The organism is Pantoea sp. X-Soil-TKNS-1280 (assembly GCF_059730475.1).
Genome location: NZ_AP035962.1, coordinates 1308605 through 1321513 on the forward strand (window position 1 = coordinate 1308605; position 12909 = coordinate 1321513).

The window sequence follows — 12909 nt, forward strand, 5'->3', positions numbered from 1 at the left end:
TCATGAATCGTTTACCGCCGCTCGCGGAGCATCAATGGAGCGATGAACAACGCCAGCTGGCCGAAGAGATCATCAACGGACCACGTGGCGCGTTGCTGCCACCGTTTGAACCGCTGTTGCGTAGCCCGGAGTTAATGGCTCATGCGCAGCGGATGGGCGAATACCTGCGTTATCGTAGTGCGCTGGGTCAACGTCTGTCGGAACTGGCGATTCTGCTCACCGCGCGCCACTGGTCGCAGCCGGTAGAGTGGGCCATTCATGCCTCAATCGCCCGTGACAAGGGGATTTCCGCCCGCGCGGTGCAGGCGATTAATGAACAGCGTCTGCCTGATGATTTGCAGGCTGACGAGTGGGTGGTGTATCACTTCTGCCAGCAATTGCATCAGCAGAAAAAGGTGCAGGACGACACCTGGCAACAGGCCATCGCCCTGTGGGGCGAAAAAGGTGTGGTCGATCTGATCGGTATTAACGGTTATTACAGTTTTCTTTCCATGATTATGAACGGTGCACAGACGCCGGTACCCGACACCCGGGATTTTATTATCCCCGCATAAGTGGTTCACTCGAAAATAAGAGCCGACCGATAACGCATGTGTTGTGCTCTTATTCCCCGTGCTGAATAACATTGACTTTAAATGGTGGCGCAATGATTTATTGCGCTGCGCGAAGGCTACTGCCTGCTGTTTCACTGACGCCGAGGATTATTATGTCTGCATTTTTTACTAAATTAAAAGTCACACTGGCACTGGTTGCCTGTTCCGCGAGTTTTGCTGCGATGGCTCAGGATAAATTAGTGGTGGGTGTTGATACCGCATTTGTTCCTTTTGAATTCAAACAAGGTGATAAATATGTCGGTTTTGATATCGACTTATGGAATGCCATTGCGCAGAAAATGCATGTCAGCTATGAATTACGTCCGATGGATTTCAGCGGATTAATTCCGGGTCTGCAATCACGCAATCTTGATGTGGCGATGGCAGGGATTACCATCACCGATGCCAGAAAACAGGTGGTTGATTTCAGCGAAGGTTATTACAATGCTGATCTGTTAATCGCGGTAAAAAGCGGTGATAACAGCATCACCAAATTCAGCGATCTGGCGGGTAAAAAAGTCGGCCTGAAACAAGGTACTGCCGCTGCCAGCTTTATGAAAAGCAAATATAAAGCGGATTACGTCGAGTTCCCGAATATCGACAATGCCTATCTCGATTTGCAGGCGGGTAATCTGGATGCCGTGGTACACGACTCCCCCAACGTGCTGTACTACGTGAAGACCGCCGGGGATGGCAAAGTGAAATCGACCGGTGAAACCGACAGCATTCTGCCGCAGCAGTATGGTTTTGCGATGCAGAAAAACAGCAGCTGGACACCGAAAGTTAATGCCGCATTGCAGGCGCTGCGCACCGACGGCACCTACAACAAGATCTATGTGAAGTGGTTTGACAAGCAACCTAAATAATCCCATCGGGCCGGTATTTACCGGCCTGAATTGAGACAATCTGGTCGATATATGAATTTCGAAACAAAATATATATGGGAATCCCTGCCGTTATTATTGCAGGGGTTACAGCTGACACTCATCATCTCGCTGACGGGTTTGTTAGGTGGCTTTGTTATTGGTCTGCTGGCCGGCACCTGTCGTGCACTGGGTGGTCGGGTATCGAAGACGATATCGCTAATTTTCGTCGAGTTGATTCGTGGTACACCGATTATGGTGCAGGTGATGTTTATTTACTTCGCCTTGCCGATGGTGTTGCCCATCCGTATCGATCCGGTAACCGCCGCGATAGTTACCATTATTATCAACTCCGGCGCTTATATTGCGGAAATCACCCGCGGAGCCATTTTATCGATTAATAAAGGTTTTAAAGAAGCAAGCCTCGCGATGGGGTTATCCCAGCGTCGTACGCTGTGGTACGTCATTATGCCGTTGGCGCTGCGTCGCATGATTCCGGCATTGGGTAACCAATGGATCATCAGCATTAAAGACACATCGCTGTTTATTGTGATTGGTGTGGCTGAGTTAACGCGTCAGGGGCAGGAAATTATCGCCGGAAACTTCCGTGCACTGGAAGTGTGGACTGCCGTAGCGTTGATTTATCTGCTGGTGACGCTGTGCCTGAGCTTCCTGCTGAAGCAACTGGAGAAAAGGATCCATATTTTATGAGCATGGTTGAATTCAATGCGGTGTCGAAGCATTTCGGTGCGACCCAGGTGCTGCACGATATCAATTTAAAAATTGAAGCCGGCGAAGTGGTGGTGATTATCGGTCCGTCGGGATCGGGGAAATCGACGCTGCTGCGCTGTATCAATAAGCTGGAAGAGATTTCATCCGGCACCCTGCTGGTAGCGGGCATGCATATCACCGACCCACACGCCAATGAATGCGATATCCGGCGCGAGGCGGGGATGGTGTTTCAGCAGTTTCATCTGTTTCCACACCTGACGGCGCTGGAGAATGTGATGTTCGGCCCGATTCGCGTGCGTAAGCAGAGCAAAGCGGCGGCGCGTCAACAGGCGCTGGCGCTGCTGGATCGAGTGGGTCTGCGTGAGCGTGCGGATCATTATCCCTCGGAATTATCGGGCGGCCAGCAGCAGCGTGTTGCCATTGCCCGCGCGCTGGCGGTAAAGCCAAAAATGATGTTGTTTGATGAACCAACCTCGGCACTCGATCCGGAGCTGCGTCATGAAGTATTGAAGGTGATGCGCTCGCTGGCAGACGAAGGGATGACGATGGTGATCGTGACCCATGAGATCGGTTTTGCCCGTGATGTGGCATCGAGACTGATTTTTATTGATGGCGGTACCATTGCTGAAGATGGTCCACCTGATATCCTGCTGAATGCCAGCCGCAATCCGCGCCTGAAAGAGTTTTTGCAGCACGTTTCCTGAACACAAGTGAATGATAACACCATGAAAAAAATCGCAATCAGGGGTTCCGCCTTTGCCATCGGCCAGCAGTTGGGTGAGTTTGGCCGTGATGCCTGGCATCGGGAGCTGACGCAAACCCGGCTGTGGCAAACCGTGGTCGCCATGCAGGGCTCTGAACAGTTGCAGGCGATGCGCGCGATGGTGATCGCGCAATATCCGCTGATTTGGCAGGAATTACAGGGCATGGCGCAGGGGCTGGCAGCCTCCATCGATGAAGTCTTTGCCTGGAACTGCCGTGGCGATTTAGTCCGCTCCACCTCGGATGGTTGCACCACGGTGGCGGGTTGTACCCCAACCGGTGAGGTGCTTATCGCCCATAACGAGGATGGTTTCCCTCAGTTGCGTGATGATTGTGCGCTGGTGAGCGTCACGCCGGATGAAGGGCTGGGTTTTACCAGCTTCGCGTATCCCGGGTCCATTCCCGGCCATACCTTTGCGGTTAATGAAAAGGGTATCGTTAACACGGTAAATAACATCCGGGCGCAGCATCGCCCGCTGGGTTTACCGCGCCAGGTACTGGCCCGTGCAGCGCTCAATGCCAGCACGCTGGACGAGGCGGTCCTGCAGTTGACCACCCCTACGCGCGCGGGTGCTTTTCACCATACGCTGGGTCAGATGGGCGATAGCCGGGTGTTTAGCGTTGAAGCCACCGGTTCAGGTTGTTCAGTGGTACAACTGACGTCGGTCATGGGCCACGCCAATCATCTGATTCATCCGGTGATGGCCGATGTACAGCAGGTGATCACCGCCAGCTCCGCCTCACGCCAGAGCCGGTTGATCGCCTGGCAGGCTGGCCCGCAGCAACTCAATATCGATGCCGCCAGAGCGATTTTATCGGATCAGCATGATGCTGAGCTGCCGATCTATCGGCTTTCACCGCAGGACCCGGACGAAGAAAACACCCTGGCGACGGCGGTATTCACCCTCGGCGCACAGCATGTTGACTGGCAGGTGTTTGGTCTGAATCGTGAAGTCGCAGCATGGCAGGGAAGGGTAGACTAACGGCAATGCCGTCATCCGCCAGGATGACGGCCTGATAAAAAGTCATTTACTGGCTGGTGCCGTCAGTTTTGCTATTGACGTCATCACTACCGGTTTTGGTTTTGACTTTCTTATTTATGTCCGGACATTTTCCGTCTTTACACTGACTATTTTTATTCACTTCGCTGGCAGACATATTACTGCTACTCCCACCTGAAGTGGCTGCGCTATTGGTGTTGCTATCAGTGTTATTAATTTTGCTGTTATCGACTTTATTGGGCGGCAGATTCTGTTTTGCGCCACCGGCAGCCGCACCAGCATCAGCCGCCTGATTGGTGGTGCCGTTATTGTCAGCCGCCGCCATTGCAGCGCCACTGCCCAGAGTCATTGCTGCTGTCAGAAAGATCATTGCAAACTTATTCATCATTTTGCTCCTGTAGTTTATGACAGTCGCCGTCTTAAACCCGATGGTGCGGTTTGACGAAAACAAAGCACCCCGACGGAATATAATTCCATCGAAGATGTGTCGTCTGAATATAAATAATGCAGGTGATTAATTACGTAGTGCTTACTATTAAAAGCCTAGTGCAAAACCGCATAAATGCAAATTTCACTTATACCCTTTCCCCGCATGGGCAATTTACAGCTGTTGCCTGACGGGCTACATTGGACGGGTTGCGTCCGGCGCGCGCCGGGCCAGAAATTGAATGGAATAAGCATGAATTACCAGAACGACGATTTACGTATTCGAGAAATCAAAGAGTTATTGCCTCCTGTTGCGCTGCTTGAGAAATTTCCTGCGACCGATAACGCGGCACAAACCGTTGCTAAAGCCCGTCAGGCTATCCACCGTATTCTGCATGGTGCAGACGATCGCCTGCTGGTGATCATCGGACCCTGTTCGATCCACGACACCACTGCGGCAAAAGAGTATGCAGAACGTTTACTGCAGCTGCGCGATGAGCTGAGCGGCGAGCTGGAAGTGGTGATGCGCGTCTATTTTGAGAAGCCGCGTACCACGGTGGGCTGGAAAGGGCTGATTAACGATCCTTACATGGACGGCAGCTTCCAGATCAACGATGGCCTGCGTCTGGCGCGTAAACTGCTGGTGGATATTAATGACACCGGCCTGCCCGCTGCTGGTGAGTTCCTCGATATGATCACCCCGCAATACGTGGCTGATCTGATGAGCTGGGGCGCAATTGGTGCGCGTACCACTGAATCACAGGTGCACCGTGAGCTGTCCTCCGGTCTGTCCTGCCCGGTTGGCTTCAAAAACGGCACTGATGGCACCATCAAAGTGGCGATTGACGCTATCAACGCTGCCAGTGCGCCGCATTGTTTCCTGTCAGTCACCAAATATGGCCATTCGGCGATTGTCGAAACCAGCGGTAATGAAGATTGCCATATCATCCTGCGTGGCGGTAAAGAGCCGAATTACAGCGCCCATCATGTGGCTGCGGTAAAAACCGGGCTGGAAAAAGCGGGCCTGACGCCGCAGGTGATGATCGACTTCAGCCACGCCAACAGCAGCAAACAATTCCAGCGCCAGATGGTGGTTGCGGAAGATGTTGCGCAGCAGATTGCGGGTGGCGAGCAGGGGATTACCGGTGTGATGCTGGAGAGTAACCTGGTGGAAGGTAATCAGAGTCTGGAGAGCGGTGAACCGCTGGTGTACGGCAAAAGCGTGACGGATGCCTGCATTGGTTGGGAAGATACAGATAGAGTGTTGCGCCAGTTGGCGCAGGCGGTTAAACAGCGCCGCGGTTGATTTGTGGCACTGATTCGTAGCGGCGCGATTTATCGCGCTGTTATAAAACCCGCGCGATAAATCGCGCCGCTACAAAGTGAAAGGCCAGACTTGCGTCTGGCCTTATTTTTTTATTTCGCTTTACCCTGGTTCGCGACGGCTGCGGCTTTCGCAGCAATCTCATCAGCATCACCCAGATAATAACGTTTGATCGGTTTGAAATTCTCGTCGAACTCATACACCAGCGGAACGCCGGTCGGGATGTTCAGTTCGAGGATTTCATCTTCGCTCAGGTTGTCGAGGTATTTCACCAGCGCACGCAGGGAGTTACCGTGTGCAGCGATGATCACTTTCTCACCGCTCTTAATGCGCGGCAGAATGCTGTCGTTCCAGTAAGGAATAACACGCTCGATGGTCAGCGCCAGGCTTTCGGTGGTCGGCAGCTGGGCATCTGTCAGTGACGCATAACGCGGGTCGTGGCCAGGGAAACGCTCATCGCTGCGATCCAGTTCCGGCGGAGTCACGGCAAAACCACGACGCCACTGTTTCACCTGATCGTCACCGTATTTCGCCGCGGTTTCAGCTTTGTCCAGACCCTGCAGTGCACCGTAGTGACGCTCGTTCAGACGCCAGCATTTTTCTACCGGCAGCCAGGCTTGATCCAGCTCATCCAGTACATTCCACAGGGTGTGGATGGCACGTTTCAGCACGGAAGTGTAGGCAAAATCGAATACGAAACCTTCTTTCTTCAGCAGCTGACCGGCTGCTTTGGCTTCGGTGCGACCCTTATCGGACAGATCCACATCGTACCATCCGGTGAAGCGGTTTTCCTGATTCCACTGGCTTTCGCCGTGGCGCACCAGAACCAGCTTAGTTACAGCCATAGCTTAACTCCTTAATGCTTGATGATTATAGAAACCGGCGGCGGCCACCTGATTGAGCGGCTCACTAATAGCGCCATACCATAGCGGAAAACATCGCACTGCGTAAGCCTGTCCACGACGCAGTGCGCGTTTTTCAGCCTGCTGATCAGTGCGGGGTGAGGCGGTAACGCGTCACAGACTGCCAGCTGTCGCCAGGTTGCAGCCAGCAATCTGGCTGTGGCCACTCAGTATGGTTGGGCGAATCCGGTAAAAATTCACTCTCTAAGGCGATGCCCTGGAAAGCAGTATAGCTTCCCTGCTCGCGGGCGCGTGTTCCGTCCAGATAGTTGCCGGAGTAGAACTGCAGCGCCGGGGCAGCGGTAAACACGCTCAGCTCCAGTTTGCCGTCAGCCGACCACAGTCGGGCTGCGGGCTGGCTGCTGTCACCTGTGGTATTCAGCAGAAACGCATGGTCATAACCTTTTACCGCTTTCTGATCGTCATCGGCGAGGAAGTCATCAGCAACGGTTTTCGGCTGGCGAAAATCGAAGCTGGTCCCCTCCACCGCTTTAAGCGGCGCATTGGGGATGCCTTCACTGTTGACCGGCAGATAACGGTCCGCCAGCAGTTGTAAGCGATGCTGGCGTGCATCGCCATGATGCGCGTCAAGGTTGAAGTAAGCATGATTGGTCAGGTTAACCGGGCAGGGCTTATCGGTGCGGGCCTCGTAGTGGATCGACAGACAATTGTCGTCATCGAGGTGATAGCGCAGATCAGCAATCAGATTACCGGGGAAACCCTGATCGCCATCAGGCGAATCGATACGATAATGCACCTCAGTTTCGCTCTGGCTGAGAATTTGCCAGCGGCGCTTATCAAATCCTTCCGGTCCGCCGTGCAGCTGATGTTTACCCTGATTGGCGACCAGCGCCAGATTCAGCGGTTGCAGCGTGGCGTTGGCAATACGGTTGGCATAGCGGCCCACCGTCGCCCCAAGATAGGCGTCCTGATGCAGATAATCGGACGGCGTAGCGCAACCAAGCAGCGCTTCGCGCACGCTGCCATCCTGCATCGGCACACGCGCTGAGAGCCAGGTGGCTCCCCAATCCATAAAGGTCACTACCATGCCGTTGCGATTGCGTAAGACGGTAATCCGCCACGGCTGTCCGTCCGGTGCATGTGATTGCACATCATTTACCATTGGCCCGCTCCTTCAGAAGCTTTGCACACGTAAAAGGTTTCTTTGATACCGGTTTTGGCTTCGTATTGTTCGGCCACTGCGGCCTTCACCTGATCCACCAGATCGGTTGGCATCAGCGCCACGATGCAGCCACCAAAACCGCCACCGGTCATACGCGCACCACCGCGCGTACCGATCTCAGCTTTGACGATCTCGACCAATTGATCAATCGGCGGCACGGTGATTTCGAAATCATCACGCATCGAGGCGTGCGATGCGGCCATCAGCTCACCCATACGGGTCAGATCGCCCGCGCTGAGTGCATCGGCGGCTTCCAGCGTGCGGGCGTTTTCAGTGATCACATGACGTACCCGTTTGGCGACCAGCGGATCGAGCTGGCTTGCTGCGGCTGTGAATTCTTCCAGCGTGACATCGCGCAGCGCCGGTTTGTTGAAGAAGCGTGCACCGGTTTCACACTGCTCGCGACGGGTGTTGTATTCGCTGCCCACCAGCGTGCGGCGGAAGTTGGAGTTGATAATCACCACCGCCACATCGGCAGGCATCGACACTGCGCGGGTGCCAAGGGTGCGGCAATCCAGCAGCATGGCGTGATCCTGTTTACCCAGCGCGGAAATCAGCTGATCCATGATGCCGCAGTTACAGCCGACGAACTGGTTTTCCGCTTCCTGGCCGTTCACCGCAATGGCAGCACCGTCGAGCGGCAGTTGCCACAGTTGCTGGAAGACGGTGCCGACCGCCACTTCCAGCGATGCCGATGAGCTCAGGCCTGCACCCTGCGGGACGTTACCGCTGATCACCATATCCACACCGCCAAAGCTGGCATCACGTTTTTGCAGATGTTTCACCACGCCACGCACATAGTTGGCCCACATCGGCTCAGTTACCGGCTCAATCGGCGCATCCAGCGAGAAGCTGTCTTGTTGATTGTCGTAATCCACCGCGACCACGCGCACCTGGCGGTCATCACGTTTGGCACAGGCAATCACGGTTTGATAATCAATGGCGCAGGGCAGTACGAAACCGTCATTATAGTCGGTGTGTTCACCAATCAGGTTTACGCGGCCCGGTGCCTGAATGCTGTGGCTCGGCTGATAACCAAATGTCTCAACGAAGGTCTGTTGTGTAATGGATTTTAATGACATTTATTGCGCCTCGCGGAAATGGACATCGCTGACAGAACGCAGGCGTTCTGCCGCCTGTTCTGCCGTTAAATCACGTTGGGTTTCGGCCAGCATTTCGTAGCCAACCATAAATTTGCGTACCGTTGCTGAACGCAGCAGCGGCGGATAGAAGTGAGCATGCAGCTGCCAGTGTTCGTTAGCTTCACCATTAAAAGGTGCGCCGTGCCAGCCCATCGAGTAGGGGAAGGAGCACTGGAACAGGTTGTCGTAACGGCTGGTCAGCAGTTTGATCGCCAGCGCCAGATCTTTACGCTGGGCGTCCGAAAGATCGGTGATGCGTTTGACATGCGCTTTGGGCAGCAGCAGGGTTTCAAACGGCCATGCTGCCCACCAGGGCACCACTGCCAGCCAGTGATCGGTTTCTACCACCGTGCGGCTGCCATCTTTCAGTTCACGCGCTACGTAATCCACCAGCATAGGCGTGCCTTTTTCGGCAAAGTAACGACGCTGATGCTCGTCTTCACGCTGTGCTTCATTCGGTAAGAAACTGTTGGCCCAGACCTGACCGTGCGGATGGGGGTTGGAGCAGCCCATCGCTGCGCCTTTGTTTTCGAATACCTGCACCCACGGGTAGTGCTGGCCGAGGTCGGCGGTTTGTTCCTGCCAGGTACGGACGATATCTTCCAGCGCGTTGAGTGGCAGCTCCGGCAGGGTTTTGCTGTGATCCGGCGAGAAGCAGATTACCCGGCTGGTGCCGCGCGCGCTTTCGCAACGCATCAGGACGTCGTCGCTCTCGGGAGCGTCCGGCGTGTCGGTCATCAGGGCGGCAAAGTCATTAGTAAAGACGTAGGTGCTTTTATAATCAGGGTTTTTATCACCGGTGATACGGGTGTTACCGGCACAGAGGAAGCAATCGGGATCGTGTGCGGGCAGCTTTTCCAGTGCCGGTGTTTCCTGTGCGCCTTGCCACGGGCGTTTAGCACGATGTGGTGAGACCAATACCCACTGATCGCTTAGCGGGTTATAACGGCGATGCGGATGATCGACCGGGTTAAATTTTTCCATGTGTGATCCTGGTAAAAAACAGACAGATAAAAATGACTTCGATCAAAGTAGCACAAAGGCCAGACTGAAAGCGTGATCCAGTCTGGATAAATGGTATCGTTTACACAAGGTGACGATTCTCATTTTGTGGGTTTAATCGCAGGGTTTGCTGAATATATGGGCAATACAGTGGTAACGATTACACAGGAGGGGTGTGCGCGATAAATCGCGCCGCTACTTATGATCGCACCAGGCGTAGCGGCGCGATTTATCGCGCATGTGTTTGGGTGTTGACCTTAACGTAGCTTTTCCTGTTGGTAGCCGTAACCGCCACCATCCTGCGCGACAAAACTCAGGCGATGGGTGATGCACTGCGGTGCATCTTCGGCATGGTGCGAGACAAACAACAGCTGCGTGCGGCCCTCGCCAATCAACACATCAACAAAACGGCGAACCAGCAGGCGGTTGATCGGATCCAGCCCCTGCAATGGCTCATCAAGGATCAGCAACGCGGGATGTTTGACCAGCGCGCGTGCGATCAGCACCAGCCGCTGCTGGCCCCATGACAGGCTATGGAAGGGGGCATCGGCCAGTGCGTTATCCATCCCCAGCAAGGCCAGCCACCGGCGCGCGAGCGCTTTCTGTCGATCGGACACCGCCTGATACAGGCCAATCGAATCGAAGAAACCCGACAGAATCACGGTGCGCACATTCACACTGACGCGATAATCGAGATGCAGGCTACTGCTGACATAACCAATATGTTGTTTGATGTCCCAGATGGTTTCCCCACTGCCGCGCCGGATACCGAACAGCGTTAAATCGTTACTGTAGCCCTGCGGGTGATCGCCGGTCACCAGGCTGAGCAGGGTGGATTTGCCTGCGCCGTTCGGTCCGACAATCTGCCAGTGCTCGCCAGGATTAACCTGCCAGTTCAGGCCGTTAATCACCGGTTTGTCGTTATAGGACACCACGCCGTTGCGCAGAATCACGCGCGGCGCATCATCCGCCAGCGGCGGGAGCTGATCGGGCGCATCGGCCTCCGGCAGCGCCATTCCCTCCAGCTTCTCGCTGTGCGCCAGCTGGGCCACCAGCGCTTCCGCCAGAATCGCGCGGCGCTCGCCGACGTGCGTCAGGGTGCATTCCGCCAGCACGCCAACCTGCTGAACAAAATCAGGAATATCATCAAAGCGGTTCAACACCAGCACCACGGTGTAACCCTGCTGATGCAGATCGCTCAGAGTTTGCGCCAGGCTGGCACGGGACGCCACATCCAGGCCATCAAAGGGTTCATCGAGGATCAGCAGGTCCGGCTGCGCCATCAGTGCCTGGCACAGCAGCGTTTTGCGGGTTTCGCCGGTGGAAAGATATTTGAAGCGACGATCGAGCAGATAGCTGATACCAAACTGCTGCGCCAGCGCCTCGCAGCGCGCTTCGTCCTTCACTTCATCCTGAATGATCTGCGCGGCGGTGCGACCGGTGTCATCTTCGCCTTCACTGAGCAGATCGGTGTTATTGCGTTCCCACTCTTCGGTCACCAGCTTTTGCAATTGCTCCAGTGATAAACGCGTCGGACGCTGAAAGTTATGGCTGACGCTGCCTTTGCCCGCGGGCAGTTCGCCTGATAACGCGCGTGCCAGCGATGACTTGCCGCTGCCGTTGGCACCGACAAAGGCCCAGCTTTCACCGCTGTTAAGGGTTAAATCGTTGAGGGACAGCACTCGGGTGTCGCTAAGACGAAACGTGCCTTGCGAAATTTGCAATGAAGCCATGATTTATTCCATTTTATGCATCGTGTCACTCAGTTGTAGCGACCGCTGCCAATGAAGTCAAATCATGGCCTGGATTTCAGAGCAGTGTGGCGATGATGGCGTGTTCCGCATTAAAACTGGCGGTGACGTTATCGCCAGCCTGTAGATTCTGCTGTGCCACTTCGCTATTGGGGACGGTAGCGCACAGAATTTCTCCCCCCGGCAATGCCATCAGCACTTCGCTCACCTGATCGCCGGGTTCGATGGCGGTGATCTGCACAGCCAGCTGATTATCACTCTGGCTGGCAGCACGGCTGACCTGAATCCACGGCGCTTTGATCAGCACCAGCACTTCTTTGCCGTTTTCCAGCTGCAAACGCTCGGCGCTGCGCTGGGTCAGCGCCACCTGCAGGCGGGTCACGCCATCGTTCAGCAGCACATCAAGATGCTGCACCACCTGCTGGTGATCACGCGTCAGCACCGTACCAAAAAGCTGGTTACGCGCGCTGGTCTGCAACGAGAAACGGGCAATCGCCGCCAGCAGGCTATCGAGGGGCAGGCTGTCATTCTTCAATACATCAAAGGCTTTTTGCTGAATCTGCTCCATCAGCTGAAACAGCTGGATCAGGCGTTCGCCGTAACGTGTCAGCTGCGCGCCACCGCCGCCTTTGCCACCGGTGGCACGTTCTACCAGCGTTTGATCGGCCAGTTGGTTCATTTCGTTGATGGCATCCCAGGCACTTTTGTAACTGATACCCGCCAGTTTTGCCCCCTGGCTAATGGAGCCGGTTTCCTGGATGCGCTTCAGCAGCTCAATACGACGCGGATCGGCAAACAACTTCTGTTGCAGACGAATATGAAGAGAGAGTTCAGCTTGCATGTCAGCTCCTTAGGTTAGTCTGTCGATTCTAATCAGCTGTTAAAGTAAAAGCACGAAAAGGGCATGGCACTTTATTCTCAGGACGTTACAATCACTTTTTTATTTTCTGCGTGAGGTTTCCATGCTGGAACTGCTAAAAAGCCTGGCCGTCGCCGTGATTATGGTGCCGATTGTTATGGCTATCATGCTGGGCCTGATTTACGGCCTCGGCGAAGTGTTTAACGTCATCTCCAAATTTGGCCGTCGCGACGATCGTTCCGCCAACGGCTCACATTGATTTTCCAGCGCCCGCATCTCGCGGGCGTTTTGTCCTTAACTTCCGTCAAATCCTGCCGATATAAAGCTCATGACAGCATCAAACCTTGCGTTGTAGTATTCAGTATATAA

At 54.6% G+C, this 12909-nt stretch carries 14 protein-coding genes; 7 read left to right on the forward strand and 7 right to left on the reverse strand.

Annotation, left to right across the window (positions count from 1 at the left end):
- Positions 1 to 2 precede the first annotated feature (2 nt).
- The 5 genes from AC6I8X_RS06135 (at position 3) to AC6I8X_RS06155 (ending at position 3933) form a co-directional block, all read left to right on the forward strand.
- Positions 3 to 554, forward strand: coding sequence for a carboxymuconolactone decarboxylase family protein (locus tag AC6I8X_RS06135; RefSeq protein WP_313689814.1), 552 nt, complete (start codon positions 3 to 5; stop codon positions 552 to 554).
- 152 nt (positions 555 to 706) lie between these two features.
- Entirely contained in the window at positions 707 to 1459 is a 753-nt protein-coding gene (glnH, locus tag AC6I8X_RS06140) for a glutamine ABC transporter substrate-binding protein GlnH (protein ID WP_313689816.1), read from the forward strand.
- A 51-nt stretch (positions 1460 to 1510) separates the two neighbouring features.
- Positions 1511 to 2167, forward strand: coding sequence for a glutamine ABC transporter permease GlnP (gene glnP, locus AC6I8X_RS06145; protein ID WP_208714361.1), 657 nt, complete (start codon positions 1511 to 1513; stop codon positions 2165 to 2167).
- 2 nt (positions 2168 to 2169) lie between these two features.
- The gene (gene glnQ / locus AC6I8X_RS06150; RefSeq protein ID WP_497841016.1) at positions 2170 to 2892 is read left to right on the forward strand and encodes a glutamine ABC transporter ATP-binding protein GlnQ; all 723 of its coding nucleotides are present in this window, start codon (positions 2170 to 2172) and stop codon (positions 2890 to 2892) included.
- A gap of 21 nt (positions 2893 to 2913) precedes the next feature.
- Complete coding sequence (locus AC6I8X_RS06155; RefSeq protein ID WP_497840732.1) at positions 2914 to 3933, forward strand: C45 family autoproteolytic acyltransferase/hydrolase; 1020 nt, start codon at positions 2914 to 2916, stop codon at positions 3931 to 3933.
- A 46-nt stretch (positions 3934 to 3979) separates the two neighbouring features.
- Here AC6I8X_RS06155 and AC6I8X_RS06160 read toward each other — a convergent pair whose 3' ends face one another.
- Positions 3980 to 4339 carry a YbgS-like family protein gene (locus AC6I8X_RS06160; RefSeq protein ID WP_299454661.1) on the reverse strand — a complete coding sequence of 120 codons (360 nt, stop codon included), beginning with the start codon at positions 4337 to 4339 and terminating at the stop codon, positions 3980 to 3982.
- Positions 4340 to 4630: 291 nt separating this feature from the next.
- Between AC6I8X_RS06160 and aroG the strand changes: the two genes are divergently transcribed.
- Positions 4631 to 5683 (forward strand): 3-deoxy-7-phosphoheptulonate synthase AroG, encoded by a 1053-nt coding sequence (aroG, locus tag AC6I8X_RS06165; RefSeq protein WP_497840733.1) that lies wholly within the window; start codon positions 4631 to 4633, stop codon positions 5681 to 5683.
- A gap of 110 nt (positions 5684 to 5793) precedes the next feature.
- Here aroG and gpmA read toward each other — a convergent pair whose 3' ends face one another.
- The 6 genes from gpmA to modE all read right to left on the reverse strand — a co-directional run bounded on the left by gpmA (position 5794) and on the right by modE (position 12522).
- Positions 5794 to 6546: a 2,3-diphosphoglycerate-dependent phosphoglycerate mutase gene (gene gpmA / locus AC6I8X_RS06170; RefSeq protein ID WP_084873550.1), complete on the reverse strand. Its 753-nt coding sequence runs from the start codon at positions 6544 to 6546 to the stop codon at positions 5794 to 5796.
- A gap of 145 nt (positions 6547 to 6691) precedes the next feature.
- Complete coding sequence (gene galM, locus AC6I8X_RS06175; protein WP_497840734.1) at positions 6692 to 7726, reverse strand: galactose-1-epimerase; 1035 nt, start codon at positions 7724 to 7726, stop codon at positions 6692 to 6694.
- Positions 7720 to 8868 (reverse strand): galactokinase, encoded by a 1149-nt coding sequence (gene galK, locus AC6I8X_RS06180; protein WP_299454652.1) that lies wholly within the window; start codon positions 8866 to 8868, stop codon positions 7720 to 7722. The genes galM and galK overlap by 7 nt, the downstream gene beginning before the upstream one ends.
- Positions 8869 to 9912, reverse strand: a complete 1044-nt coding sequence (gene galT / locus AC6I8X_RS06185; protein WP_497840735.1) for a galactose-1-phosphate uridylyltransferase — start codon at positions 9910 to 9912, stop codon at positions 8869 to 8871.
- Between the two features lie 275 nt (positions 9913 to 10187).
- A complete protein-coding gene (gene modF, locus AC6I8X_RS06190) occupies positions 10188 to 11663 on the reverse strand; it encodes a molybdate ABC transporter ATP-binding protein ModF (protein WP_497840736.1) in 1476 nt (491 codons plus the stop codon).
- 76 nt (positions 11664 to 11739) lie between these two features.
- Positions 11740 to 12522, reverse strand: coding sequence for a molybdenum-dependent transcriptional regulator (gene modE, locus AC6I8X_RS06195; protein ID WP_497840737.1), 783 nt, complete (start codon positions 12520 to 12522; stop codon positions 11740 to 11742).
- Positions 12523 to 12643: 121 nt separating this feature from the next.
- Between modE and AC6I8X_RS06200 the strand changes: the two genes are divergently transcribed.
- Positions 12644 to 12799, forward strand: coding sequence for an AcrZ family multidrug efflux pump-associated protein (locus tag AC6I8X_RS06200; protein WP_299454641.1), 156 nt, complete (start codon positions 12644 to 12646; stop codon positions 12797 to 12799).
- Positions 12800 to 12909 lie beyond the last annotated feature (110 nt).

Excerpts from the sequence above, each read along its gene's own strand:
- AC6I8X_RS06135 (WP_313689814.1), top strand. The coding sequence starts at position 3 with ATGAATCGTTTACCGCCGCTCGCGGAGCATCAATGGAGCGATGAACAA.
- glnH (WP_313689816.1), top strand. The coding sequence starts at position 707 with ATGTCTGCATTTTTTACTAAATTAAAAGTCACACTGGCACTGGTTGCC.
- glnP (WP_208714361.1), top strand. The coding sequence starts at position 1,511 with ATGAATTTCGAAACAAAATATATATGGGAATCCCTGCCGTTATTATTG.
- glnQ (WP_497841016.1), top strand. The coding sequence starts at position 2,170 with ATGGTTGAATTCAATGCGGTGTCGAAGCATTTCGGTGCGACCCAGGTG.
- AC6I8X_RS06155 (WP_497840732.1), top strand. The coding sequence starts at position 2,914 with ATGAAAAAAATCGCAATCAGGGGTTCCGCCTTTGCCATCGGCCAGCAG.
- AC6I8X_RS06160 (WP_299454661.1), bottom strand. The coding sequence starts at position 4,339 with ATGATGAATAAGTTTGCAATGATCTTTCTGACAGCAGCAATGACTCTG.
- aroG (WP_497840733.1), top strand. The coding sequence starts at position 4,631 with ATGAATTACCAGAACGACGATTTACGTATTCGAGAAATCAAAGAGTTA.
- gpmA (WP_084873550.1), bottom strand. The coding sequence starts at position 6,546 with ATGGCTGTAACTAAGCTGGTTCTGGTGCGCCACGGCGAAAGCCAGTGG.
- galM (WP_497840734.1), bottom strand. The coding sequence starts at position 7,726 with ATGGTAAATGATGTGCAATCACATGCACCGGACGGACAGCCGTGGCGG.
- galK (WP_299454652.1), bottom strand. The coding sequence starts at position 8,868 with ATGTCATTAAAATCCATTACACAACAGACCTTCGTTGAGACATTTGGT.
- galT (WP_497840735.1), bottom strand. The coding sequence starts at position 9,912 with ATGGAAAAATTTAACCCGGTCGATCATCCGCATCGCCGTTATAACCCG.
- modF (WP_497840736.1), bottom strand. The coding sequence starts at position 11,663 with ATGGCTTCATTGCAAATTTCGCAAGGCACGTTTCGTCTTAGCGACACC.
- modE (WP_497840737.1), bottom strand. The coding sequence starts at position 12,522 with ATGCAAGCTGAACTCTCTCTTCATATTCGTCTGCAACAGAAGTTGTTT.
- AC6I8X_RS06200 (WP_299454641.1), top strand. The coding sequence starts at position 12,644 with ATGCTGGAACTGCTAAAAAGCCTGGCCGTCGCCGTGATTATGGTGCCG.